Here is a 24275-nt window from a genome sequence, read left to right on the forward strand (position 1 = left end):
ATGTCGCTTGCGAAAGCGTCCTTGTGGACGGCGGCCAGCACGCTGGTCAAAATTGGCGCGGGGTTACTGGTCGTTAAGCTGCTGGCGGTGTCATTCGGCCCGGCGGGTGTCGGGCAAGCGGGAAATTTCCGTCAGATGGTCACCGTGCTTGGCGTCCTGGCGGGGGCCGGCATTTTCAACGGCGTCACCAAATACGTTGCGCAGTCTCACGATAACCCCGAACAATTGCGGCAGGTGGTCGGGACATCCTCGGCGATGGTGCTGGGTTTTTCGACGCTGCTGGCGCTGGTGTTTCTGCTTGCGGCGGTACCGATTAGCCAGGGACTGTTTGGTCATACGCAGTATCAGGGGTTAGTACGCTTAGTGGCGCTGGTGCAGATGGGGATTGCCTGGGCCAACCTGCTGCTGGCGTTAATGAAAGGATTTCGTGATGCGGCCGGGAATGCGCTGTCACTGATTGTCGGCAGCCTGGTGGGCGTTGTCGCCTATTATGGCTGTTACCGGCTGGGCGGCTATGAAGGCGCGCTCCTCGGCCTGGCGCTGGTGCCCGCACTGGTGGTGATCCCGGCGGCAGCCATGCTGCTGAAACGCGGAATGATCCCTCTGCGCTATCTCAAGCCATCCTGGGATAACGGGCTGGCGGGCCAGCTCAGCAAGTTTACCCTGATGGCGCTGATCACCTCCGTCACGCTGCCAGTGGCGTATGTGATGATGCGAAACCTGCTGGCGGCGCACTACAGTTGGGATGACGTCGGGATCTGGCAAGGGGTGAGCAGTATCTCGGATGCTTACCTACAATTTATTACCGCGTCGTTTAGCGTTTACCTGTTGCCGACGCTGTCGCGCCTTACCGAAAAGCGGGACATCACACGGGAAGTGGTGAAGTCGCTGAAGTTTGTTCTGCCTGCGGTGGCCGCTGCGAGCTTCTCCGTCTGGCTGCTGCGTGACTTTGCTATCTGGCTGCTGTTCTCTGAGAAATTCACCGCCATGCGCGATCTGTTTGCCTGGCAGTTGGTTGGAGATGTGCTGAAAGTTGGGGCATATGTCTTCGGTTACCTGGTGATCGCCAAAGCGTCACTGCGGTTTTATATTCTGGCGGAAATCAGCCAGTTCATTTTATTGACGGCATTTGCGCACTGGCTGATCCCGGCACATGGCGCGCTGGGTGCGGCACAGGCCTATATGGCAACGTATGTCGTCTATTTTTCTTTATGTTGTTGTGTATTTTTACTCTGGCGTAGGCGGGCATGACTGTACTGATTCACGTACTGGGATCGGATATCCCTCACCATAATCAAACCGTGCTGCGGTTTTTCAACGATACGCTGGCATCGACCAGCGAGCATGCCCGTGTCTTTATGGTCGCCGGTCAGGATGCCGGGTTGACGGAAAGTTGCCCGGCGCTCTCCATCCGTTTCTACAGCGGTAAAAAATCGCTGGCGCAAGCGGTGATAGCGCAAGCTAAAGCGAACAGACTGCAGCGTTTCTTCTTCCACGGTCAGTTTAATATGGCGCTGTGGCTGGCATTACTGAGCGGTGGAATTAAGCCCAGTCAGTTTTACTGGCACATCTGGGGCGCGGATCTGTATGAAGTCTCCAGTGGACTGAAATTCAAACTGTTTTATCCGCTTCGCCGTCTGGCGCAAAGCCGTGTTGGGGGCGTTTTTGCCACCCGTGGCGATCTGAACTATTTCGCCCAACAGCATCCGCGTGTGCCGGGAGAACTGCTCTATTTCCCGACGCGAATGGATCCCGCGCTCAACAATATGGTGAACGATCGCCAACGCAGCGGAAAAATGACCATTCTGGTGGGCAACTCAGGCGATCGCAGCAACGAACATATCGCCGCGCTGCGGGCGGTGCATCAGCAGTTTGGCGACACCGTAAATGTGGTTGTCCCGATGGGCTATCCGGCGAATAACGAGGCGTATATCGCGGACGTTCGTCAGGCGGGGCTAAGACTGTTCAGTGCAGATAACCTGCAGATCCTCAGCGACAAGCTGGCGTTCGACGACTATCTGGCGCTGCTTCGTCAGTGCGATCTCGGGTACTTTATTTTTGCCCGTCAGCAGGGAATTGGCACCTTATGTTTGCTGATTCAGGCAGGCGTTCCCTGCGTGCTGAACCGCGAAAATCCCTTCTGGCAGGACATGGTGGAACAGCATCTTCCGGTGCTGTTTACGACCGATGAACTCAACGAACAGGTGGTGCGCGAGGCGCAGCGCCAGCTGGCATCCGTGGATAAAAATACGATTACCTTCTTTAGCCCGAACTATTTGCAGCCCTGGCATCACGCGTTGCAGGTTGCCGCAGGGGAGGCGCTATGAGTCTGATGCAGTTCAGCGGCCTGTTTGTCGTCTGGCTCCTCTCCACGTTGTTTATCGCCACGCTAACCTGGTTTGAGTTTCGCCGCGTGCGCTTCAACTTCAACGTGTTCTTCTCGCTGCTGTTTTTGCTGACCTTCTTTTTTGGCTTTCCGCTGACCAGCGTGCTGGCGTTCCGCTTTGACGTTGCCGTCGCACCGCCGGAAATCCTGCTACAGGCGCTGCTTTCCGCCGCCTGTTTCTACGCGATCTACTATGTGACCTATAAGACCCGCTTGCGCAAACGGATTGCGGACGCGCCGTACAAACCGCTGTTCACGATGAATCGGGTGGAAACCCATCTCACCTGGATGATTCTGATGGGGATTGCGCTGATCAGCGTGGGCATCTTCTTCATGCATAACGGTTTCTTACTGTTCCGCCTGCAGTCGTATAGCCAGATTTTTTCCAGTGAAGTTTCCGGCGTGGCGTTAAAACGCTTCTTTTACTTTTTCATCCCGGCGATGCTGGTGGTCTATTTCCTGCGTCAGGACAGTAAAGCGTGGTTGTTCTTCCTGGTCAGCACCGTCGCATTTGGCCTGCTGACGTATATGATTGTCGGCGGCACTCGCGCCAATATCATCATTGCCTTCGCCATTTTCCTGTTTATCGGCATTATTCGCGGCTGGATCTCGCTGTGGATGCTGGCGGCGGCAGGCGTGCTGGGGATTGTCGGGATGTTCTGGCTGGCATTGAAGCGCTACGGGCTGAACGTCAGCGGTGACGAGGCGTTCTATACGTTTCTCTATCTCACCCGTGACACGTTTTCTCCGTGGGAGAACCTGGCGCTGCTGCTGCAAAATTACGACAAAATCGACTTTCAGGGGCTGGCGCCAATTGCCCGTGATTTCTACGTCTTTATTCCTTCCTGGCTTTGGCCAGGGCGGCCGAGTGTGGTGCTGAATACGGCGAACTACTTTACGTGGGAAGTGTTGAACAACCATTCCGGTCTGGCGATTTCGCCAACGCTGATTGGTTCGCTGGTGGTGATGGGCGGCGCGCTGTTTATCCCGCTGGGCGCGGTTGTGGTAGGGCTTATCATCAAATGGTTCGACTGGCTGTACGAGCTGGGTAATCGTGAGGCCAACCGCTACAAGGCCGCGATTTTGCATAGTTTTTGCTTTGGCGCGATTTTCAATATGATCGTGCTGGCGCGAGAGGGACTGGACTCGTTTGTCTCGCGTGTTGTTTTTTTCCTGGTGGTTTTTGGTGCCTGTTTGCTGGTGGCAAAACTTCTGTTCTGGCTGTTTGACCAGGCCGGACTGATCCATAAACGTTGGCGAGCCCTGCCAGACAAACAGGTTGAAGGATAGCAATGACTGATAATACAACAGCACCAATTTACGATCTGCGCGGACTCCAGCTGATTGGCTGGCGTGATATGCACCATGCGCTGGATTATCTCTATGCTGGCGGCCAGCTTAAACAAGGTACGCTGGTGGCGATTAACGCAGAAAAGGTCCTGACGGCGGAAGATAACCCAGAAGTCCGTACCCTGATTGAGGCAGCAGAGTATAAATATGCCGACGGGATCAGCGTCGTGCGCTCGGTACGCAAAAAATTTCCGCATGCCCAGGTTTCTCGCGTAGCGGGTGCCGATCTCTGGGAAGCGTTGATGGTCCGCGCGGGTGAGGAAGGCACGCCGGTATTCCTTGTGGGCGGAAAGCCGGAAGTGCTGGCACAAACGCAAGCGAAACTGCGCGCCCAGTGGAATGTGAACATTGTCGGCAGCCAGGACGGTTATTTTACGCCGGAGCAGCGTCCTGCGCTATTTGAGCAAATCCACGCCAGTGGGGCGAAAATCGTCACCGTGGCGATGGGATCGCCGAAACAGGAAATCTTTATGCGCGATTGCCGGCAGGTGCATCCGCATGCGCTCTATATGGGCGTCGGCGGTACCTATGATGTTTTCACCGGTCATGTAAAACGTGCGCCGAAGGTGTGGCAAAATCTGGGGCTGGAGTGGCTGTATCGCTTGCTGTCGCAGCCGAGCCGCATTACCCGCCAGCTCCGTTTACTGCGTTACCTGCGCTGGCACTACAGCGGAAATATTTAAAAATCCCTTCTTCATGCAGGTAGCGCATTATGCTCTATGCGCTACCTTGTTGCCTCATTTTTGCACCGTTTTTACAAAAAAATGCAATTTTTTAATGCTTCGTTTGCCATTTTGCCAAATTTGCGAAAACATGCGCCCCCAGCGATGTACCCATAACAATAACCGGCAATGCCGGAAAGCATGTAAACACGACAAGAGGATTTATGGCAGAGAATAAACCGGAGCTACAGCGTGGGCTGGAGGCTCGTCATATCGAATTGATTGCCCTCGGGGGCACCATTGGTGTCGGCCTGTTTATGGGGGCGGCAAGCACCCTGAAATGGGCAGGACCATCGGTACTGCTGGCATATATTGTCGCCGGCCTGTTCGTCTTTTTCATTATGCGTTCAATGGGCGAGATGCTGTTCCTGGAGCCGGTTGCCGGTTCTTTCGCCGTTTACGCTCACCGCTACATGAGCCCGTTCTTCGGTTATCTCACCGCATGGTCATACTGGTTTATGTGGATGGCGGTCGGTATTTCGGAGATCACCGCGATCGGCGTCTATGTCCAGTTCTGGTTTCCGGAAATGGCGCAATGGATACCGGCGCTAATTGCCGTTGGACTGGTGGCGCTGGCAAACCTGGCGGCCGTTCGTCTGTATGGCGAAATTGAGTTCTGGTTTGCGATGATCAAAGTCACCACCATCATCGTGATGATTGTGGTGGGGCTGGGCGTGATTTTCTTCGGCCTCGGCAACGGCGGGCAGCCGATTGGCTTTGGTAACCTGACCGGGCACGGCGGTTTCTTTGCCGGTGGCTGGAAAGGCTTCCTCACCGCGTTGTGTATTGTGGTCGCCTCTTATCAGGGCGTGGAGCTGATTGGGATTACGGCGGGCGAAGCCAAAAACCCGCAGGTCACGCTGCGTAGCGCGGTAGGTAAAGTGCTGTGGCGTATTCTGATCTTCTACGTGGGAGCGATTTTCGTGATCGTCACTATCTTCCCGTGGAACGAAATTGGTAGCAACGGCAGTCCGTTCGTCCTGACCTTTGCCAAAATTGGTATCACTACCGCGGCGGCGATTATCAACTTTGTCGTGCTGACCGCCGCGCTGTCTGGCTGTAACAGCGGAATGTACAGCTGTGGTCGTATGCTTTACGCGCTGGCGAAGAATCATCAACTACCAGCGGCGATGGCGAAAGTCTCCCGTCACGGCGTTCCGGTGGCGGGTGTCGCGCTGTCGATTTTGATCCTGCTGGTCGGTTCGTGCCTGAACTACATCATTCCTAATCCGCAGCGCGTCTTCGTCTATGTTTATAGTGCAAGCGTGCTGCCGGGGATGGTGCCGTGGTTTGTGATCCTGATTAGCCAGCTGCGTTTTCGTCGGGCGCATAAAGCGGCGATGGCCAGCCATCCGTTCCGTTCGATTCTGTTCCCGTGGGCAAACTATTTGACGATGGCTTTCCTGGTTTGCGTACTGATCGGCATGTACTTTAATGAAGATACCCGTATGTCGCTGTTTGTCGGCATCATCTTCCTGCTCTCCGTGACGGCTGTTTACAAGGTTTTTGGCCTCAACCGTCAGGGTATCGCCCAGAAAACGGGGGAATAAGCGACAAAACGCGCAAAGCGTAACCAAACGCGCATTTTATTTAAAAAGGCACTAGACAGCGGGGTGTGAAGTCCGTATTATCCACCCCCGCAACGGCGCTAAGCGCCCGTAGCTCAGCTGGATAGAGCGCTGCCCTCCGGAGGCAGAGGTCTCAGGTTCGAATCCTGTCGGGCGCACCATTTACCCGGTGCTGGAGCTGCGGTGGTTTTGATACCGCGTAACAAAGATTTGCAGTGGTGGCTATAGCTCAGTTGGTAGAGCCCTGGATTGTGATTCCAGTTGTCGTGGGTTCGAATCCCATTAGCCACCCCATTATTAAAAGTTGTGAAATGCGAAGGTGGCGGAATTGGTAGACGCGCTAGCTTCAGGTGTTAGTGTCCTTACGGACGTGGGGGTTCAAGTCCCCCCCCTCGCACCACGACTTAACGAATTGAACTAAAAATTCAAAAAGCAGTACATCGGCGAGTAGCGCAGCTTGGTAGCGCAACTGGTTTGGGACCAGTGGGTCGGAGGTTCGAATCCTCTCTCGCCGACCAATTTTGAACCCCGCTTCGGCGGGGTTTTTCTTTTTCTATGCCACACTTTCTTCTTCTTTTCCCCTGTTGCTTCCCTGAGACAACCCTGTTTGCCATTGTCGCCATTTGGTGACGATTAACCTTCTGAAATTTCAAGACTTTCGTATATCGGGCGAGATCTGTCTCTGCTGAGCGACAATGGGGTGTATTTCCGACTGGCAGAAAAAGGCAAAATTGCCGACAACCCGCGCCAGTACAGGGATAGCGAATTATCCTAATCCCTATTTTTAGCGGTGCAATCCTGGCATGCAATGTGCAATAATAGACGGGTAGATGCTCATTCCATCTCTTATGCTCGCCATAGTGCCTCATAAACTCAGGAATGATGCAGAGCCGTTTACGGTGCTTATCGTCCACAGACAGATGTCGCTTCGGCCTCATCAAACACCATGGACATAACGTTGAGTGAAGCACCCATTTATGTTGTCATAAAGACCTGTTTAACGCCTGCTCCAAAAGAGCGGGCGTTTTTTTATGAATATACGTCATCCTCCAGGCTGCCTCTTTGTTGGCTGCGCCTGCTCACCCCGGTCACTGACTTATGTAAGCTCCCGGAGATCCTCAGACTTGCCGCCTCGATGCATCCTGAATGATTTTGTGTATGCGATTAATGCCCGGAGCGCGAAGCGTCACCGGGCGTCAGGGCGTTATTGCGGGGGATTATTCTGCAACGTCAGCATCAGGCCGTCACGGCGCATGGTGGCCGCTTCTTCCGGTTGATGCAGGCGGTCGAGCGCGTCGGCAAGCCAGGCGTAATCGTACGCGTCCGGACGCTGCTTCAGCGCGGCGCGGAAGGCAACGGTCGCTTCCTGCCATTCGCCGTGCTTCATCAGCGACTGACCCAGCGTACTCCACAGCAGAGGGCGATCGCCGACGGTCTTGATTTGCTGACGCAGGACTTTCTCCAGCTGTTCCGGATTATTGGTTTTCAGACGCGGAATTGGCAGCACGAGGCGATCGTCATACTGACGCTTCAGACCGTCGATAATGATTTGCTGTGCCATGTCGTGATCGTCGCATTCAATCAGATGCTCGGCCATGGCCACCTGCAGGGCGACCTGATGACGGGTTTTACGGCTCTGGTTTTTCCACCATTCGCGTAGACCATCGCTGCCCTGATCGGCGCGCGCCTGATCCATCAGACCAATCCACGCCTGCTGTTCCAGCATCGCACGATGCTCTTCATCACCGACGTTCGCTTTCGCCATTGACGGGATGATATCCAGCAGCGAGCTCCAGGCACCGGTGCGAATGTAGGCCTGTTCTGCCAGACGCAATACTTCCGGATGGCGCGGCGTCACCTCCAGCAGTTTATCCACGCCGTGGCGCGCGGCATGGTTCTCATTGCGCGCCAGTTGCAGACGGACACGCGCAATCTCAACCGGAATCGTGTCGTTACCCGCGAGTTCTGCCGCACGTTCCAGATGTTGGTTTGCGCGCGCTTCGTCACCACGCTGTTGCGCTGCTTCAGCGGCGAGCAGGTAGTTCACTACCGGCTGTTCAGCATGATCGGCATTTTTCGCCATCAGCTTCTCAACCTGCTGATAGTCTCCTTCCGCCAGTTTCAACAGTGCCTGTTCGGTCTGCTTGCGGGCGCGACGACGTTTGCGACCCACAAACCAGCCGCGTGTATGTGCGCCGGTTCGGAAGAGGCGGCGCAGCAGCCATTCGATGGCAAACAGTACCACCATCGCAAGGATCAGGATAATGACCAGCCCGGTCACGCTGGTTTCAATATTGTAGGTGTCGGTCTGGATCAGGACATAACCCTGGTGACCGGCAATCATCGGGCCGATCACGATACCCGCGATCAACAGCACAAAGAGCAATAATACTTTTAGCATCATTATTCTCCTTGCGGCGCGGCTGCCGGGGTTTCTGCCTGCGGTGCTTCAGACGCAGGGGCCGCTTCAGATGGCGCGGCGCCCGGTTGTGCCAGCAGGTTACGCACGCGGGTTTGCATCAATTTTTCGAGGATCGCCTGGCTTTGCAGCGTTTCCGGTACGTCCATCGTGATGCTCTGCTGACTCAACTTGTCCACTTCTTCAAGGAAGGCTTTTGTCGTGGCGTCGTCGGTATCGTAGTAGGCACGCACCCAGGTGGAGACGTTATCCAGCGCCTGACGGTAAGTCTCTTCCTGATGGCGCGGCACGGCCTGGGCGGCAACCAGCAGACGAGAGCGGATGTTTTCCCGCAGATAGACATCCTGATTCGGCGCTAACAGCGGGACCGCAGTATCATCGCGGCGGCGGATGGTGATAAAGCTGTCCATAAAGTTCTGCCAGCTTTTTTGTAGATTGACGCGCCATTCGCTGATTGAACTGGAAAGCTCAGGGCTATCGGCGTCCATCGGTGAACCGTCGCTGTCGTTATCCGCCAGACGCAGGTTATCGATCTGATTAGAAAGCTGATTAATTTTCAGGATGATACCGTCGTAATCCACCTGAGCGACGGAGGAAAGACTGGCGATATCATCGGTGATAGCCCGGCGTGCGGTAATCAGGCTGGGATCGTTCATGTCCGCGAGGCTGGCATCTGCACTCTTCAGTAGCGCGGCCGCCGTCGTCACATCCTGATCGCTCCACAGCTTACGTCCGGCCAGCTTGACCAGGAAATCGGCCTGCGCAAGCAGCCAGGTTTTGGCATCACTACCGGAAATCGTGGCGACTTTCTGTTGGACTTCATCCAACTGTTTCGCTAGTTCAGTTTGCTGACGGTTGGCCTGCTCAAGCTGCGCCGCCTGCTGTTTAATGACGTCTTCCAGCTCCGCCTTCTGGCTTTCCTGCGCTTTTTGCAGCGCGGTCAGTTGATTAGCCAGTGCATCGCTGGTGGCGGTCTGTGTGATCGCCTGTTGTTTTCCCCAGCCATAGAGTCCAACACCGGCTGCCAGCGCGATGGCGATTGCCACCGCACTCAGGATGAGCGCAGTGCCGTTTTTACTCTTTTTTTCAGCAGTAGCTGGCTGTGGCTGAGTTTCCACGGCCTCCCTGGTCTCTTCAACCACGGCGGAGGATTTTTCTTGTTCCGTCATTATGGCTTCCCATTATGAGAGTTATTGTAATGCGCGCAGTAGCGCATCGTTGTCGGCGTTATCAGCGACCTTAATATCTTGCCAGCCCAGTTCCCGGGCGAGGTGCGCCAGACGCTCGCTGACGACAATAAGCCGACAGCGTAGTAACCAGTTTTCGCGATACCACTGCGGGATTAGTGCGTTAAGCTGTTGCAGCATTTCCCCGCTGGTGACCACTATCGTTGTCACGCCGCGCGACTGCCAGCGCATCGCTTCTTGTGCCCCATCGTAAGGTTTAGCACTACGTTGATAACATTCATAAAACGTGACATCTGCACCGCGTGCCGCCAGGGTTTCGCCTAATAGCTCCCGACCGCCGTTGCCGCGTAAGATCAGCGCACGTTTGCCCGCAATATTTTGTAATTCAGGTAATTGTAGCAAGACTTCGCTGATTTCCCGATCCAGTGGATAGCGAATGTCATATCCGCTGACGGTATGCAGCGCCAGGGCGGTCGTGCGACCAATAGCAAAATAGTGCGCGGCGGCCGGCCACTTCAGCCCTTCACGTTCCAGTTGCGCATGGGCAAAAGAGACCGCGTGCTGTGACAGCACAAAGAGCAGATCGTTATCAGTGATCGTCGAAAACACCCCGGCCAGTCGCGATAAATCCTGACCCGGGGTAAATTCGATGAGCGGAAAACTCCAGGCCTCCTGCCCCAGTGTGCGCAGACGGCTCACTAACTCTTCCCCTGCGGGAGACGGGCGGGTGACCAGGATACTCATGCGGGGGATTCTCCGTTATAAACCTCGGTCAGAATCGCGCGCGCGCCGTTATCCAGCAGCTCTTCGGCCAGCGAAATGCCCATCTGCTCCGCCTGATCGGGCGAGCCACGGCGCTCTCCGCGTACCATTTGTGAACCGTCTGGCGCACCGACCAGCGCGCGTAGCCAAATCTCACCATCAATGATTTCAGCATAGCTGCCAATTGGCACCTGACAGCCCCCTTCCAGGCGGGTGTTCATGGCGCGCTCGGCTTTGACGCGAAGTGCGGTCATTTCATCATTCAGCGGGGCCAGCAGCGCCTGAGTCCAGCTATCGTCGAGGCGGCATTCGATGCCAACCGCGCCTTGCCCCACGGCAGGCAGCGACACTTCTGGTGGAAGCGCCGTGCGGATTCGCGATTCCAGTCCTAAGCGTTTTAAACCGGCAACGGCCAGGATAATGGCATCATAGTCGCCGTTATCCAGCTTGCTCAGGCGGGTTCCAACATTGCCGCGCAGTGAACGAATGACGAGATCCGGACGGCGTTCTGCCAGCTGACACTGGCGGCGCAAACTGGAGGTACCCACGATGCTGCCGGCAGGCAGTTCATCAAGGGTGTTATATGTGTTCGAGACAAAGGCGTCGCGCGGATCTTCGCGCTCACAGATAGTAACCAGTCCCAGACCTTCCGGAAATTCAACCGGAACATCTTTCATTGAGTGCACCGCGATGTCGGCACGTTTTTCGAGCAGCGCAACTTCCAGCTCTTTTACGAACAGACCTTTGCCGCCTACTTTCGCCAGTGGGGTATCAAGAATGACATCACCACGCGTCACCATAGGCACCAGCTCCACGACCAGGCCGGGATGGCTCGCCATCAGAGCGTCTTTGACATAATGTGCCTGCCAGAGCGCGAGGGGGCTTTGGCGTGTGGCAATTCTTAAAACATTGTCTAACATGCTTGTTACCGTCATTATCGTCCGTGGTTCATCCTAACATCCTTACAAGTGGGATGTCAGTGTTACGGTCAAAGGTAAGTCAAGGATAAGACACTGTGTTGCGGCTGGCAGTATTTAATGACGAGAAACCGTCCGGGCGTACTTCAGAATTTACGCGAAGCGATTGGTGCTACACTTGTATGTAGCGCATCTTTCTTTACGGTCAATGAGCAAGGTGTTAAATTGATCACGTTTTAGGCCATTTTTTCGACTGAACGCACAAAAAAAAGGTCGTAAAAGGTAACGGTTATTTTTGTCATTTGGTTTATCCCGAATGGTGAAGGTTGTTGGTAAGCGGATCGCGCTGCGACAATCGACGGCATGACGGGTAGCAACATCAGGCGATACGTCTTGTACCTCTATATTGAGACTCTGAAACAGAGACTGGATGCCATTAATCAACTGCGTGTGGATCGCGCGCTTGCTGCCATGGGACCTGCTTTCCAGCAGGTGTACAGTCTTCTGCCGACATTATTGCACTATCACCATCCGCTGATGCCGGGATACCTCGATGGTAACGTTCCCAGAGGCATTTGCTTTTACACGCCTGATGAAACCCAACGCCACTATCTGAACGAACTGGAACTGTATCGCGGTCTGGCGCCGCAGGATCCGCCAAAAGGTGAGTTGCCGATTACCGGCGTTTATTCCATGGGCAGCACCTCCTCTGTCGGACAAAGTTGTTCGTCGGATCTTGATATCTGGGTGTGCCACCAGTCCTGGCTGGACAGTGAAGAACGACAACTGCTGCAGCGTAAATGCAGTCTGCTGGAAAGTTGGGCCGCTTCGCTGGGGGTGGAAGTCAGCTTCTTCCTGATTGATGAAAACCGTTTCCGCCATAATGAAAGCGGCAGTCTGGGTGGTGAAGACTGTGGCTCGACGCAGCATATCCTGCTGCTGGATGAATTCTACCGTACCGCGGTGCGTCTCGCCGGTAAGCGTATTCTGTGGAATATGGTGCCGGGCGATGAAGAAGAGCATTACGACGACTACGTTATGACGCTCTACGCTCAGGGTGTGCTCACGCCAAACGAATGGCTGGACCTGGGCGGATTAAGCTCACTCTCCGCTGAAGAGTACTTTGGCGCCAGCCTCTGGCAACTGTATAAAAGTATCGATTCACCGTACAAGGCGGTGCTGAAAACGCTGTTGCTGGAAGCCTACTCCTGGGAATACCCCAATCCACGCCTGTTGGCGAAAGACATTAAACAGCGCCTGCATGACGGCGAGATCGTCTCGTTTGGTCTTGACCCGTACTGCATGATGCTGGAACGCGTGACGGAATACCTCACGGCGATTGAAGATCCGACGCGCCTGGATTTAGTGCGCCGATGTTTCTACTTAAAAGTTTGCGAAAAACTGAGCCGCGAACGCGCCTGCGTCGGCTGGCGTCGTGAAGTGCTCAGTCAGTTAGTAAGCGAGTGGGGATGGGACGAAAATCGTCTGGCCATGCTCGACAACCGGGCGAACTGGAAGATTGATCAGGTACGTGAAGCGCACAACGAACTGCTCGATGCCATGATGCAGAGCTACCGTAATCTGATCCGCTTTGCGCGTCGTAATAATCTCAGCGTCAGCGCCAGTCCGCAGGATATTGGCGTTCTGACCCGTAAGCTGTACGCCGCGTTTGAAGCGTTACCCGGTAAAGTTACGCTGGTGAACCCACAGATTTCGCCGGACCTCTCTGAACCGAACTTAACCTTTATCCACGTTCCGCCAGGTCGCGCCAACCGTTCAGGTTGGTATCTCTACAACCGTGCGCCAAACATGGATTCCATCATCAGCCATCAGCCGCTGGAATATAACCGCTATCTGAATAAGCTGGTGGCCTGGGCGTGGTTTAACGGTCTGCTGACGTCGCGCACGCATCTGTTTATTAAGGGCAACGGCATTGTCGATCTGCCGAAATTGCAGGAGATGGTGGCCGATGTGTCGCACCATTTCCCGCTACGTTTGCCTGCGCCGACGCCGAAAGCGCTCTACAGCCCGTGTGAAATTCGCCATCTGGCGATCATCGTTAACCTCGAATATGACCCGACGGCGGCATTCCGCAATCAGGTGGTCCATTTTGACTTCCGTAAGCTGGATGTTTTCAGCTTTGGCGAAGAGCAAAATTGCCTGGTGGGCAGCGTAGATCTGCTGTACCGCAACTCGTGGAATGAAGTGCGTACGCTGCATTTCAACGGCGAACAGGCGATGATAGAAGCACTGAAAACGATTCTGGGCAAAATGCACCAGGACGCCGCGCCGCCGGACAGCGTGGAAGTGTTCTGCTACAGCCAGCATCTGCGTGGTTTGATTCGTACCCGCGTGCAGCAACTGGTTTCAGAGTGCATCGAGCTGCGTCTCTCCAGTACCCGTCAGGAGACAGGGCGCTTTAAGGCATTGCGCGTTTCCGGTCAGACATGGGGCCTGTTCTTTGAACGCCTGAATGTGTCGGTACAGAAGCTGGAAAACGCCATTGAGTTCTACGGCGCAATTTCGCATAACAAATTGCACGGCCTGTCAGTTCAGGTGGAAACCAATCAGGTGAAACTGCCGTCGGTCGTGGATGGCTTCGCCAGCGAAGGGATCATTCAGTTCTTCTTTGAAGAGACCGGTGATGAGAAGGGCTTTAACATCTACATTCTGGACGAGAGTAACCGGGCGGAAGTGTATCATCACTGCGAAGGCAGCAAAGAAGAGCTGGTGCGCGACGTCAGCCGTTTCTACTCCTCGTCGCACGACCGCTTTACCTACGGCTCCAGTTTCATCAACTTCAACCTGCCGCAGTTCTATCAGATTGTGAATACGGACGGGCGCGCACAGGTGATCCCGTTCCGCGCACAATCACTCGGCAACGTTCCGCCAGCCAATCAGGATAACGACACGCCGCAGTTGCAGCAGTATTTCTCGTGATAGTTTTGCCGGATGTTATCCGGCAAATAAGACTTAACGGAAGCTGACTTCTTCGCCCGCCTGATGCGTTGCCGCCTGTTCCAGCAGATCCCAGAAGGTTTCTCCGCTCCGGTCGCAAACCCATTCATCCCCTTTCAGGTCAAAATGGTAGCCGCCCTGTTTGGTCGCCAGCCACACCTGGTGCAGCGGTTCCTGACGGTTAATAATGATTTTGCTGCCGTTTTCAAAGCTAATGGTCAGTACGCCGCCATTGATTTCGCAGTCGATATCGCTGTCGCCGTCCCAGTCGTCAAGACGTTCTTCGATGGTCATCCACAAGGTATCGGCCAGGCGATGAAATTCACTGTCGTTCATTGTCGTTTCCCGTTTTTTCGTGATGGCGGCAGTATAACCTGAAACAAATCGCGTTGCAGATTACAGGCAAACTCTTGCTTTTACGCCTTCTCCTGCGATGATAGAAAACAGAAAGTATGAACTTACAGGCAATCCATAATGAAAAACGTCTTTCAGGCACTCGCTGTTCTTCTCACTCTGTTCAGCCTGACGGGTTGTGGCCTTAAAGGGCCGCTCTATTTCCCTCCGGCTGATAAAAATGCACCGCCGCCGACTAAACCGGTTGATACACAAACGCAATCCACCACGCCCGATCAAAACGATCGTGCCACGGGAGATGGGCCTTCCCAGGTGAACTACTGACGGTGTGTTTCTGTACCCGCGTGAACGGAGTGAATAATGCAATTCTCTAAAATGCATGGCCTTGGCAACGATTTTATGGTCGTCGACGCGGTAACGCAGAATGTCTTTTTTTCGCCAGAATTGATCCGTCGTTTATCTGACAGGCATCTGGGGGTGGGGTTTGATCAACTGCTGGTGGTTGAACCTCCGTACGATCCTGAGCTGGATTTTCATTACCGCATTTTTAATGCCGACGGCAGTGAAGTGTCGCAGTGTGGTAACGGCGCGCGCTGTTTTGCCCGTTTTGTGCGCCTCAAGGGGTTAACCAACAAACGTGATATTCGCGTCAGTACGGCGAATGGGCGGATGGTGTTGAGCGTGACGGACGATGAGTTGGTGCGCGTCAACATGGGTGAACCCAATTTTGAGCCATCGCAGGTGCCTTTTCGCGCTAACAAAGCGGAAAAGACCTATATTATGCGAGCGGCGGAACAGACAATATTGTGCGGTGTCGTTTCAATGGGTAATCCGCACTGTGTGATTCAGGTCGACGATGTTGATACGGCGGCGGTGGAAACGCTGGGACCGATTCTGGAAAGTCACGAACGTTTTCCTGAACGGGCCAATATCGGTTTTATGCAGATCATGAAACGCGAGCATATTCGCCTACGCGTTTATGAGCGCGGCGCGGGAGAGACACAGGCCTGTGGGAGCGGCGCGTGCGCGGCCGTCGCCGTCGGCATTCAGCAAGGTTTGCTGGCGGAAGAGGTCCGCGTGGAATTACCGGGCGGTCGCCTTGATATCGCCTGGAAAGGTCCGGGTCATCCGTTATACATGACTGGCCCGGCGGCACATGTCTATGACGGGTTTATCCATCTATGAAGCAGCCAGGGGAAGAACTACAGGAAACGCTTACGGAACTCGATGACCGGGCGGTCGTCGACTATCTGCAGAAAAACCCTGAGTTTTTTATCCGCAATGCGCATGCCGTGGAAGCGATGCGGGTGCCGCACCCGGTGCGGGGCACCGTCTCGCTCGTTGAGTGGCACATGGCCCGCGCGCGTAATCACATTAACGTCCTTGAAGAAAATATGTCGCTGTTGATGGCGCAGGCGAATGCCAACGAAAGCCTGTTTTATCGCCTGTTGCATTTGCAGGGACGTCTGGTTGCCGCGACCAGCCTGGACGATATGCTGATGCGCTTTCATCGCTGGGCGCGTGAACTGGGCCTTGCCGGTGCCACGGTGCGCCTGTTTCCCGATCGCTGGCGTCTCGGCGCGCCGTCAAGCTATACCCATCTGGCGTTAAGCCGCCAGGCCTTCGAACCGCTGCGTATTCAGCGGCTGGGGCAGGAGCAGCACTATCTGGGCACCTTAAACGGTCCGGAATTGCTGGTGGTGTTGCCGGAAGCGAAGGCGATTGGTTCGGTGGCGATGTCGATGCTGGGACGTGACGGCGATTTGGGCGTCATTTTATTCAGCAGCCGCGACACGCATCACTATCAGGCAGGCCAGGGAACGCAACTCCTGCATGAAATCGCGCTGATGATGCCGGATCTGCTGGAGCGCTGGATTGAACGCGTATGACGGACTTTGCCACCGATGTCACCCGATTTCTGCGCTATCTGGGCGTAGAACGCCAGCTTAGCCCCATCACGCTGAAAAACTATCAGCGTCAGCTTGATGCCATCATCGCTTTAGCCGGAGAAACCGGACTGCAAAGCTGGCAACAATGTGACGCTGCAATGGTGCGCAGTTTTGCGGTGCGCAGCCGCCGTAAAGGACTTGGCCCTGCGAGTCTCGCGCTACGCCTCTCTGCTCTGCGCAGCTTCTTCGACTGGATGGTTAGCGAAGGCAAGCTGAAAGCCAATCCGGCGAAAGGGGTACAGGCACCCAAAGCGCCGCGCCATTTGCCGAAAAATATCGATGTTGATGATGTGAACCGTTTGTTGGATATCGACCTTAACGATCCGCTCGCCGTGCGCGACCGTGCGATGCTGGAGGTGATGTACGGTGCGGGTCTGCGTTTGTCGGAGCTGGTGGGGCTGGACATCAAACATCTGGATCTCGACAGCGGTGAAGTGTGGGTGATGGGGAAAGGCAGCAAAGAGCGTCGCCTGCCCATTGGTCGCAATGCGGTGGTGTGGATTGAGCACTGGCTGGATCTGCGCGGGTTGTTTGGCAGCGAGGAAGACGCGCTGTTCCTGTCGAAGCTGGGCAACCGTATTTCCGCGCGCAACGTGCAAAAGCGTTTTGCCGAGTGGGGCATTAAGCAGGGGTTAAACAGCCACGTGCATCCGCATAAGCTGCGCCACTCGTTTGCCACGCATATGCTGGAATCGAGCGGTGACCTGCGAGGCGTACAGGAACTGCTGGGACACGCCAACCTCTCGACCACGCAAATCTATACTCATCTTGATTTTCAACACCTGGCCTCGGTGTACGATGCGGCGCATCCACGCGCCAAACGGGGGAAATAATGCGTTTTTACCGGTCTCCAGGACCCATCTCGGCGATCACGTTCGATCTCGATGACACTCTTTACGATAACCGCCCGGTTATCCAGCGCACCGAACAGGAAGCGCTCTCCTTTGTGCAAAACTACCATCCGGCGCTACGCACGCTGCAAAATACTGATCTGCAACGCTTGCGTCAGGCGGTACGGGAAGCGGAGCCGGAAATTTACCACGATGTCACCCGCTGGCGTCATCGCGCCGTCGAGCGTGCCATGCTAAACGCCGGACTCTCCGCGCAGGAGGCGGTTGCGGGGGCGAATGCCGCGATGATGAACTTTGCGAAGTGGCGCAGTCAGGTCGATGTCCCGCAAGAGACGCACGACACGCTGAAAGCGTTAGCGAGAAAGTGGCCGCTGGTGGCGATCACCAACGGCAACGCGCAGCCGGAGCTGTTCGGCCTCGGCGACTATTTCGAATTTGTGCTGCGCGCCGGTCCGGACGGACGCTCAAAGCCGTTCAGTGATATGTACTTCCTGGCGGCGGAAAAGTTAACTGTGCCGATCGGCGAGATCCTGCACGTGGGCGATGATCTGACGACCGACGTTGCCGGGGCGATCCGCAGTGGGTTGCAGGCCTGCTGGATTAAACCGGAAAATGCCGACCTGATGCACACTTTTGACAGCCGCTTACTGCCACATATTGAGATTTCACAGTTGGCATCTCTAACCTCGCTGATATAATCACCAGCAGTTCTGTATAAATACACAGCTTTTTGGCGGATGGCGCGACGCTTATCCGCCCTACTTCTTTTAATGCGGCGGTGCCAATGGACGTTTCTTATCTGCTCGACAGCCTCAATGATAAACAGCGCGAAGCGGTGGCCGCGCCACGTAGCAACATGCTGGTTCTCGCGGGGGCAGGGAGCGGTAAGACACGCGTACTGGTACACCGTATCGCCTGGCTGCTGACGGTAGAAAATAACTCGCCGTATTCGATTATGGCGGTAACCTTTACCAATAAAGCGGCGGCGGAGATGCGTCACCGTATCGGCCAGATTATGGGCACCAGCCAGGGCGGCATGTGGGTCGGCACTTTCCACGGTCTGGCGCACCGATTGCTGCGCGCGCATCACATGGATGCGAATTTGCCGCAGGATTTTCAGATCCTCGACAGCGAAGACCAGTTGCGTCTGCTCAAGCGTCTGATTAAGGCGATGAACCTCGACGAGAAGCAGTGGCCGGCGCGTCAGGCGATGTGGTACATCAACGGACAGAAAGACGAAGGTCTGCGCCCACATCATATTCAGAGTTTCGGTAACCCGATTGAGCAGACCTGGCAGAAGGTGTATCAGGCCTATCAGGAAGCGTGCGATCGTGCGGGGCTGGTGGATTTTGCCGAACTACTGCTGCGCGCGCATGAGCTGTGGCTCAACAAACCGCATATTCTTCAGCACTACCGCGAACGTTTCACGAATATCCTGGTGGACGAATTCCAGGATACCAACAACATCCAGTATGCCTGGATCCGTCTGCTGGCTGGCGATACCGGCAAAGTGATGATCGTGGGCGATGACGACCAGTCGATCTACGGCTGGCGCGGCGCGCAGGTAGAAAACATCCAGCGCTTCCTGAACGACTTCCCCGGTGCGCAAACCATCCGTCTTGAGCAGAACTACCGCTCAACCAGTAATATTCTCAGCGCGGCGAACGCTCTGATCGAGAACAACAATGGGCGTCTGGGTAAAAAGCTGTGGACCGATGGCGTCGAAGGCGAGCCCATTTCACTCTACTGCGCGTTTAACGAGCTGGATGAAGCGCGCTTTGTCGTCAACCGGATCAAAACCTGGCAGGACAACGGTGGCGCGCTGGAACAGTGCGCTATTCTCTACCGCAGTAACGCCCAGTCGCGTGTGCTGGAAGAGGCGCTGCTACAGGCCAGTATGCCGTACCGCATATACGGCGGCATGCGCTTCTTCGAGCGTCAGGAAATCAAAGATGCGCTCTCTTATCTGCGCCTGATTGCGAACCGCAATGATGACGCCGCCTTTGAACGTGTGGTGAATACCCCGACGCGCGGGATTGGCGATCGGACGCTGGACGTGGTGCGCCAGACGTCACGCGATCGCCAGCTCACGCTGTGGCAGGCGTGCCGCGAGCTGTTGCAGGAAAAAGCGCTGGCCGGTCGTGCCGCCAGTGCGCTGCAACGCTTTATGGAACTCATTGACGCACTGGCGCAGGAAACGGCAGATATGCCGCTGCACGTGCAGACTGACCGGGTGATTAAAGATTCCGGCCTGCGCATGATGTACGAGCAGGAGAAAGGCGAGAAAGGTCAGACCCGCATCGAGAACTTAGAGGAACTGGTGACGGCGACGCGCCAGTACAGTTACAACGACGAAGACGAAGATCTGATGCCGTTGCAGGCATTTCTCTCCCATGCGGCGCTGGAAGCGGGCGAAGGGCAGGCGGATACCTGGCAGGATGCGGTACAGCTCATGACGCTGCATTCGGCGAAAGGGCTGGAGTTCCCGCAGGTGTTTATCGTCGGGATGGAAGAGGGGATGTTCCCCAGCCAGATGTCACTGGATGAGGGCGGACGCCTTGAAGAAGAGCGTCGTCTGGCCTATGTCGGCGTGACCCGTGCGATGCAGAAACTGACCCTAACCTATGCCGAAACGCGTCGCTTGTATGGCAAAGAGGTGTATCACCGTCCGTCGCGCTTCATCGGTGAGTTGCCGGAAGCGTGCGTTGAAGAGGTCCGTCTGCGTGCAACGATCAGCCGTCCGGTGAGCCATCAGCGGATGGGGACGCCGATGGCGGAAAACGACACCGGTTACAAGCTGGGCCAGCGTGTGCGCCATGCTAAGTTCGGCGAGGGCACCATTGTGAATCTGGAGGGCAGCGGCGAACACAGCCGGTTGCAGGTGGCTTTCCAGGGACAGGGAATTAAATGGCTCGTTGCTGCGTATGCGAAGTTAGAAACGGTCTAACTTATAGATAACTATCACTTTAATTTCCCCCTCTGCTAACCTTTCTGCATAAGGGGAAATTATTACTTTTTCGCGTTTCGTTGCGTGTTGACGGCAAATTTTTGCTGGCGTAACATGCGCGCACGATTACGCTAAGAGGACATTCGCCTTGGACACACCCAGTAGATACTGGCTCATTATCCTGTCATCCAGGATCAACTCCTAAGGCTATCCCTTTTTGCTGATAGCCTTAGCGGTTGTCAGCGACCTTCTCTTTTTTCCCGTCGCGCTGAGTCAGGCTGTTTAATGGTCTGAAACCCAATTTGTTTCTGTGTGCCCACCGAACTGTCCGATATTTTTAAGCATTGGGAGTCCCGGTCATGCTGAGCGCATTTCAACTGGAAAATAACCGACTCACCCGGCTGGAAGTCGAAGAGTCACAAACCCTGATTGATGCCGTCTGGGTCGACTTGGTCGAGCCCGACGACGACGAGCGACTGCGCGTACAATCTGAGCTGGGCCAGAGCCTGGCGACCCGTCCTGAACTGGAAGACATCGAAGCATCCGCCCGTTTCTTCGAAGACGAAGACGGTCTGCACATCCACTCCTTTTTCTTCTTCGAAGATGCAGAAGACCACGCGGGTAACTCCACTGTGGCATTCACCATCCGCGATGGTCGCCTGTTTACCCTGCGTGAACGTGAGCTGCCCGCGTTTCGTTTGTATCGTATGCGCGCCCGCAGCCAGGCCATGGTTGACGGTAACGCCTATGAACTGCTGCTGGATCTGTTCGAAACCAAAATCGAACAGCTGGCGGATGAAATCGAAAACATCTACAGCGATCTGGAAGAGCTGAGTCGGGTGATTATGGAAGGGCACCAGGGCGATGAGTACGATGAAGCCCTCTCGACGCTGGCAGAACTGGAAGATATCGGCTGGAAAGTCCGCCTGTGTCTGATGGATACCCAGCGTGCGCTGAACTTCCTGGTCCGCAAGGCGCGTTTACCGGGCGGACAACTGGAACAGGCGCGCGAGATCCTGCGAGATATCGAATCCCTGCTGCCGCACAATGAATCCCTGTTCCAGAAAGTGAACTTCCTGATGCAGGCGGCGATGGGCTTTATCAACATCGAGCAGAACCGAATCATCAAGATCTTCTCGGTGGTTTCCGTGGTTTTCCTGCCGCCGACGCTGGTGGCCTCCAGCTATGGGATGAACTTTGAGTTTATGCCTGAACTGAAGTGGAGCTTTGGCTACCCGGGCGCGATTATCTTTATGCTGCTCGCCGGTCTGGCACCGTATCTGTACTTTAAACGGAAGAACTGGCTGTAATGGTTATGCCGGATGGCGCTTCGCTTATCCGGCTTACAGAAAGTACATCATCATAGGCCGGATAAGGCACAGCCGCCATCCGGCAACCCCCCTAACTCCGACGTCCCCGTCTCTGCGTATAAATCGCATCCGTCACGAAGATCGCCAGTGCGACCCAGATAAAGGCAAATGTCACCATTTTATCCGCGCCCGGCACTTCACCGTAGAACGTGACGGCCAGCAGGAACATCAGCGTCGGGCCGATGTACTGGAAGAAGCCCAGCGTAGAAAGGCGCAGGCGTGTCGCCGCACCGGTAAAGCACAGCAGCGGAACCGTGGTCACCACCCCGGCGGCAATCAGCAGCAGGTTGAGCGACATCGGGTTCTGCCCCATATGGCTGGTTGAGCTGTCGGCGATACCGAACAGGTAGATGGCGGCAACAGGCAACAGCCACAAAGTTTCCACCAGCATCCCGGTTTGCGCTTCAACGGCGATTTTTTTGCGTACCAGACCGTAAAAGGCAAAGCTGAACGCCAGTCCCAGCGCGATGACGGGCAGTGAACCGAAGGTCCAGAGCTGCACCAGAACGCCACAGGTCGCCAGAATTACCGCCAGCCACTGCATCCGACGGAAGCGTTCACCGAGGAAAAGCATTCCCAGCACAATGTTCACCAGCGGGTTGATAAAATAACCCAGGCTGGCTTCCAGCATATGGTGGTTGTTTACCGCCCAGATAAACAACAGCCAGTTGCCCCCCACGAGTACCGCCGAGAGCGCCAACAGGAAGATCTTTTTCGGTGTTTTCAGCAACGCTTTTACGCTCGACCACTGCCGGCTAATGCTGATCAGCGCCACCATAAAGAAAAACGACCAGATCACGCGATGGGTCAGGATTTCATCTGCGGGGACATAATAAATTAGCTTGAAGTACGCCGGAGCGATCCCCCAAATAAAATAGGCGGCAAGCGCGAGTAACACGCCCAGCCGCGTTTGTTTTGCATCCATCGGGAAAACTCATGTCTGAAATGTAACAACAGTTTACCTGTTTTTACCCCACCATATAAGTGGCGGTGGCGCTGGCAATATAAAGCTGCTCTTCGTTGTGTAATTCCACACGCGCGACGGCGACTTTATTCCCGGCGCGCAGCAGACTGCTGGTGGCGGTAAAGCGATTGCCCCGACCCGGACGCAGGTAGTCTACGCGCAGATCGATGGTCCCCATGCGAGACAGCCGCTGGCGCAGTTCGTCTTCACTGATGGTTTCATGGCGCGTCAGAGTACTGCCGACACACACCAGCCCGGCAGCCACGTCCAGCGCAGAGGCGATCACCCCGCCATGCAGTATGCTTTGCGCCCAGTTTCCCACCATCATCGGCTGATTATTAAACGCCAGTTGGGCAAACTCTTTCTCATAGCGTTCCAGTTCCAGGCCCAGCGCCCGGTTGAACGGCATGTGGTAGACAAACATTTCGCCCACAAGCTTCAGGACTTGTTCAGCAGTCAGTACGGCAGACATACGATTCCAACACTCCATTGGTTAATGAAATGTTGATGTTATGCTTCTTAAATGTTGTTTTCCACTTTAAGACGGGATAACTAACGAGGATGTGTGTAAATATGTAAAATGGTTGGCAGAATAATAGACAAATCAAAAATCTTTCGTTCAGGAGAACAACAAGAATGCGGGCGATTCTGGCTTGGTTGCTACCAGCAGCACTGCTGCCGCTGGCGGCGTATGCGCAAGAGGCGACGGTGAAAGAGGTTCATGATGCACCGGCGGTGCGGGGCAGTATTATCGCCAATATGCTGCAGGAGCATGATAATCCTTTTACGCTCTATCCCTACGATACGAACTATCTGATCTACACCAATACCAGCGACATGAACAAAGAAGCGATCAGTTCCTACAACTGGTCCGAAAATGCCCGCAAAGATGAAGTGAAGTTCCAGCTGAGCCTGGCGTTTCCGATCTGGCGTGGGATCATGGGGTCGAATTCGGTTCTGGGCGCTTCTTATACGCAGAAGTCCTGGTGGCAGTTATCCAATACAGAAGAGTCGTCACCGTTTCGTGAAACCAACTATGAACCGCAGCTGTTCCTGGGTTTTGCTACCGATTACCGCGTTGCCGGATGGACGCTGCGCGACGTGGAAATGGGGTACAACCATGATTCGAACGGGCGTTCCGATCCGACATCACGTAGCTGGAACCGTCTTTACACGCGCCTGATGGCGGAAAATGGCAACTGGCTGGTAGAGGTTAAACCGTGGTACGTCATCGGCAGTACCGACGATAACCCGGATATCACCAAATACATGGGCTATTACCAGCTTAAGGTCGGCTATCACCTGGGCGATGCGGTCCTGAGCGCGAAGGGCCAGTACAACTGGAATACCGGTTACGGCGGCGCGGAGCTGGGGCTGAGTTATCCGATGACGAAGCATATTCGTCTCTATACCCAGGTATATAGCGGGTATGGCGAATCGCTGATCGACTATAACTTTAATCAGACGCGCGTCGGTGTGGGTGTGATGCTCAACGATATCTTCTGATCGATGATTGTGTTTTAAACATTGCAGTTTCTCCCTCAGGCGCTGAAAATAGCGCCTGTTTTGAT

Annotated in this window: 22 protein-coding genes and 4 tRNA genes; 19 read left to right on the forward strand and 7 right to left on the reverse strand. The window is 55.0% G+C overall.

Annotated features, from left to right (window positions below):
- The 9 genes from wzxE (at position 1) to JTI98_RS05395 (ending at position 6544) form a co-directional block, all read left to right on the forward strand.
- Positions 1-1251, forward strand: a complete 1251-nt coding sequence (wzxE, locus tag JTI98_RS05355; RefSeq protein ID WP_058587323.1) for a lipid III flippase WzxE — start codon at positions 1-3, stop codon at positions 1249-1251.
- Positions 1248-2327, forward strand: a complete 1080-nt coding sequence (locus tag JTI98_RS05360; RefSeq protein WP_216082009.1) for a TDP-N-acetylfucosamine:lipid II N-acetylfucosaminyltransferase — start codon at positions 1248-1250, stop codon at positions 2325-2327. Before wzxE ends, JTI98_RS05360 begins: the two co-directional genes overlap by 4 nt.
- Positions 2324-3676 carry an ECA oligosaccharide polymerase gene (gene wzyE / locus JTI98_RS05365; protein WP_044267313.1) on the forward strand — a complete coding sequence of 451 codons (1353 nt, stop codon included), beginning with the start codon at positions 2324-2326 and terminating at the stop codon, positions 3674-3676. Before JTI98_RS05360 ends, wzyE begins: the two co-directional genes overlap by 4 nt.
- Before the next feature lie 2 nt (positions 3677-3678).
- On the forward strand, positions 3679-4419 hold the full coding sequence (gene wecG / locus JTI98_RS05370) for a lipopolysaccharide N-acetylmannosaminouronosyltransferase (RefSeq protein WP_216082010.1): 741 nt from the start codon (positions 3679-3681) through the stop codon (positions 4417-4419).
- A 203-nt stretch (positions 4420-4622) separates the two neighbouring features.
- Positions 4623-6008 carry an amino acid permease gene (locus JTI98_RS05375; protein WP_058587319.1) on the forward strand — a complete coding sequence of 462 codons (1386 nt, stop codon included), beginning with the start codon at positions 4623-4625 and terminating at the stop codon, positions 6006-6008.
- Positions 6009-6110: 102 nt separating this feature from the next.
- Positions 6111-6187 (forward strand) — tRNA-Arg (locus JTI98_RS05380).
- A 57-nt stretch (positions 6188-6244) separates the two neighbouring features.
- Positions 6245-6320: transfer RNA gene (locus JTI98_RS05385), tRNA-His, on the forward strand.
- A 19-nt stretch (positions 6321-6339) separates the two neighbouring features.
- Positions 6340-6426, forward strand: a tRNA-Leu gene (locus tag JTI98_RS05390).
- A gap of 41 nt (positions 6427-6467) precedes the next feature.
- A tRNA-Pro gene (locus tag JTI98_RS05395) sits at positions 6468-6544 on the forward strand.
- Between the two features lie 686 nt (positions 6545-7230).
- Here the strand turns inward: JTI98_RS05395 and hemY are convergent.
- From hemY to hemC, 4 genes are read right to left on the reverse strand one after another with little or no spacing between them, the layout of a single operon-like run.
- Positions 7231-8427, reverse strand: coding sequence for a protoheme IX biogenesis protein HemY (gene hemY / locus JTI98_RS05400; RefSeq protein ID WP_044258291.1), 1197 nt, complete (start codon positions 8425-8427; stop codon positions 7231-7233).
- A gap of 2 nt (positions 8428-8429) precedes the next feature.
- Positions 8430-9614, reverse strand: a complete 1185-nt coding sequence (hemX, locus tag JTI98_RS05405; RefSeq protein ID WP_216082011.1) for a uroporphyrinogen-III C-methyltransferase — start codon at positions 9612-9614, stop codon at positions 8430-8432.
- Between the two features lie 21 nt (positions 9615-9635).
- Positions 9636-10376, reverse strand: a complete 741-nt coding sequence (hemD, locus tag JTI98_RS05410; protein WP_044327607.1) for a uroporphyrinogen-III synthase — start codon at positions 10374-10376, stop codon at positions 9636-9638.
- A complete protein-coding gene (gene hemC / locus JTI98_RS05415) occupies positions 10373-11314 on the reverse strand; it encodes a hydroxymethylbilane synthase (RefSeq protein ID WP_046402118.1) in 942 nt (313 codons plus the stop codon). The genes hemD and hemC overlap by 4 nt, the downstream gene beginning before the upstream one ends.
- A 390-nt stretch (positions 11315-11704) precedes the next feature.
- Here hemC and cyaA point away from each other — a divergent pair, with 390 nt between their 5' ends.
- Positions 11705-14251 (forward strand): class I adenylate cyclase, encoded by a 2547-nt coding sequence (gene cyaA / locus JTI98_RS05420; RefSeq protein ID WP_042998805.1) that lies wholly within the window; start codon positions 11705-11707, stop codon positions 14249-14251.
- Positions 14252-14284: 33 nt separating this feature from the next.
- Here cyaA and cyaY read toward each other — a convergent pair whose 3' ends face one another.
- Complete coding sequence (gene cyaY, locus JTI98_RS05425; protein WP_042998806.1) at positions 14285-14605, reverse strand: iron donor protein CyaY; 321 nt, start codon at positions 14603-14605, stop codon at positions 14285-14287.
- Positions 14606-14743: 138 nt separating this feature from the next.
- On the opposite strand from cyaY, the gene JTI98_RS05430 reads away from it, so the two are divergent.
- The 8 genes from JTI98_RS05430 to corA all read left to right on the forward strand — a co-directional run bounded on the left by JTI98_RS05430 (position 14744) and on the right by corA (position 21680).
- Positions 14744-14947 (forward strand): lipoprotein, encoded by a 204-nt coding sequence (locus JTI98_RS05430; RefSeq protein ID WP_042326113.1) that lies wholly within the window; start codon positions 14744-14746, stop codon positions 14945-14947.
- A gap of 36 nt (positions 14948-14983) precedes the next feature.
- Entirely contained in the window at positions 14984-15808 is an 825-nt protein-coding gene (gene dapF / locus JTI98_RS05435) for a diaminopimelate epimerase (RefSeq protein WP_044258296.1), read from the forward strand.
- Complete coding sequence (locus tag JTI98_RS05440; protein ID WP_042998808.1) at positions 15805-16512, forward strand: DUF484 domain-containing protein; 708 nt, start codon at positions 15805-15807, stop codon at positions 16510-16512. Before dapF ends, JTI98_RS05440 begins: the two co-directional genes overlap by 4 nt.
- A complete protein-coding gene (gene xerC, locus JTI98_RS05445) occupies positions 16509-17405 on the forward strand; it encodes a tyrosine recombinase XerC (RefSeq protein WP_181627970.1) in 897 nt (298 codons plus the stop codon). The genes JTI98_RS05440 and xerC overlap by 4 nt, the downstream gene beginning before the upstream one ends.
- Positions 17405-18121, forward strand: a complete 717-nt coding sequence (gene yigB / locus JTI98_RS05450) for a 5-amino-6-(5-phospho-D-ribitylamino)uracil phosphatase YigB (RefSeq protein WP_216082012.1) — start codon at positions 17405-17407, stop codon at positions 18119-18121. The genes xerC and yigB overlap by 1 nt, the downstream gene beginning before the upstream one ends.
- 86 nt (positions 18122-18207) lie before the next feature.
- A complete protein-coding gene (uvrD, locus tag JTI98_RS05455) occupies positions 18208-20370 on the forward strand; it encodes a DNA helicase II (RefSeq protein WP_216082013.1) in 2163 nt (720 codons plus the stop codon).
- A 148-nt stretch (positions 20371-20518) separates the two neighbouring features.
- Positions 20519-20575 carry a YsgD/CorL family protein gene (ysgD, locus tag JTI98_RS05460; RefSeq protein WP_212723238.1) on the forward strand — a complete coding sequence of 19 codons (57 nt, stop codon included), beginning with the start codon at positions 20519-20521 and terminating at the stop codon, positions 20573-20575.
- A 154-nt stretch (positions 20576-20729) separates the two neighbouring features.
- Positions 20730-21680: a magnesium/cobalt transporter CorA gene (gene corA, locus JTI98_RS05465; RefSeq protein ID WP_042326126.1), complete on the forward strand. Its 951-nt coding sequence runs from the start codon at positions 20730-20732 to the stop codon at positions 21678-21680.
- A 91-nt stretch (positions 21681-21771) separates the two neighbouring features.
- On the opposite strand, the gene rarD is transcribed toward corA, so the two are convergent.
- Entirely contained in the window at positions 21772-22665 is an 894-nt protein-coding gene (gene rarD / locus JTI98_RS05470) for an EamA family transporter RarD (RefSeq protein ID WP_042998812.1), read from the reverse strand.
- Between the two features lie 43 nt (positions 22666-22708).
- Positions 22709-23176, reverse strand: coding sequence for an acyl-CoA thioesterase YigI (gene yigI / locus JTI98_RS05475; protein ID WP_042998813.1), 468 nt, complete (start codon positions 23174-23176; stop codon positions 22709-22711).
- A 164-nt stretch (positions 23177-23340) separates the two neighbouring features.
- On the opposite strand from yigI, the gene pldA reads away from it, so the two are divergent.
- On the forward strand, positions 23341-24210 hold the full coding sequence (gene pldA / locus JTI98_RS05480; RefSeq protein WP_058587314.1) for a phospholipase A: 870 nt from the start codon (positions 23341-23343) through the stop codon (positions 24208-24210).
- Positions 24211-24275: the final 65 nt, after the last annotated feature.

This window comes from Citrobacter sp. MGH 55, assembly GCF_016906145.1.
GTDB classification, from domain to species: Bacteria; Pseudomonadota; Gammaproteobacteria; order Enterobacterales; family Enterobacteriaceae; genus Citrobacter_A; species Citrobacter_A amalonaticus.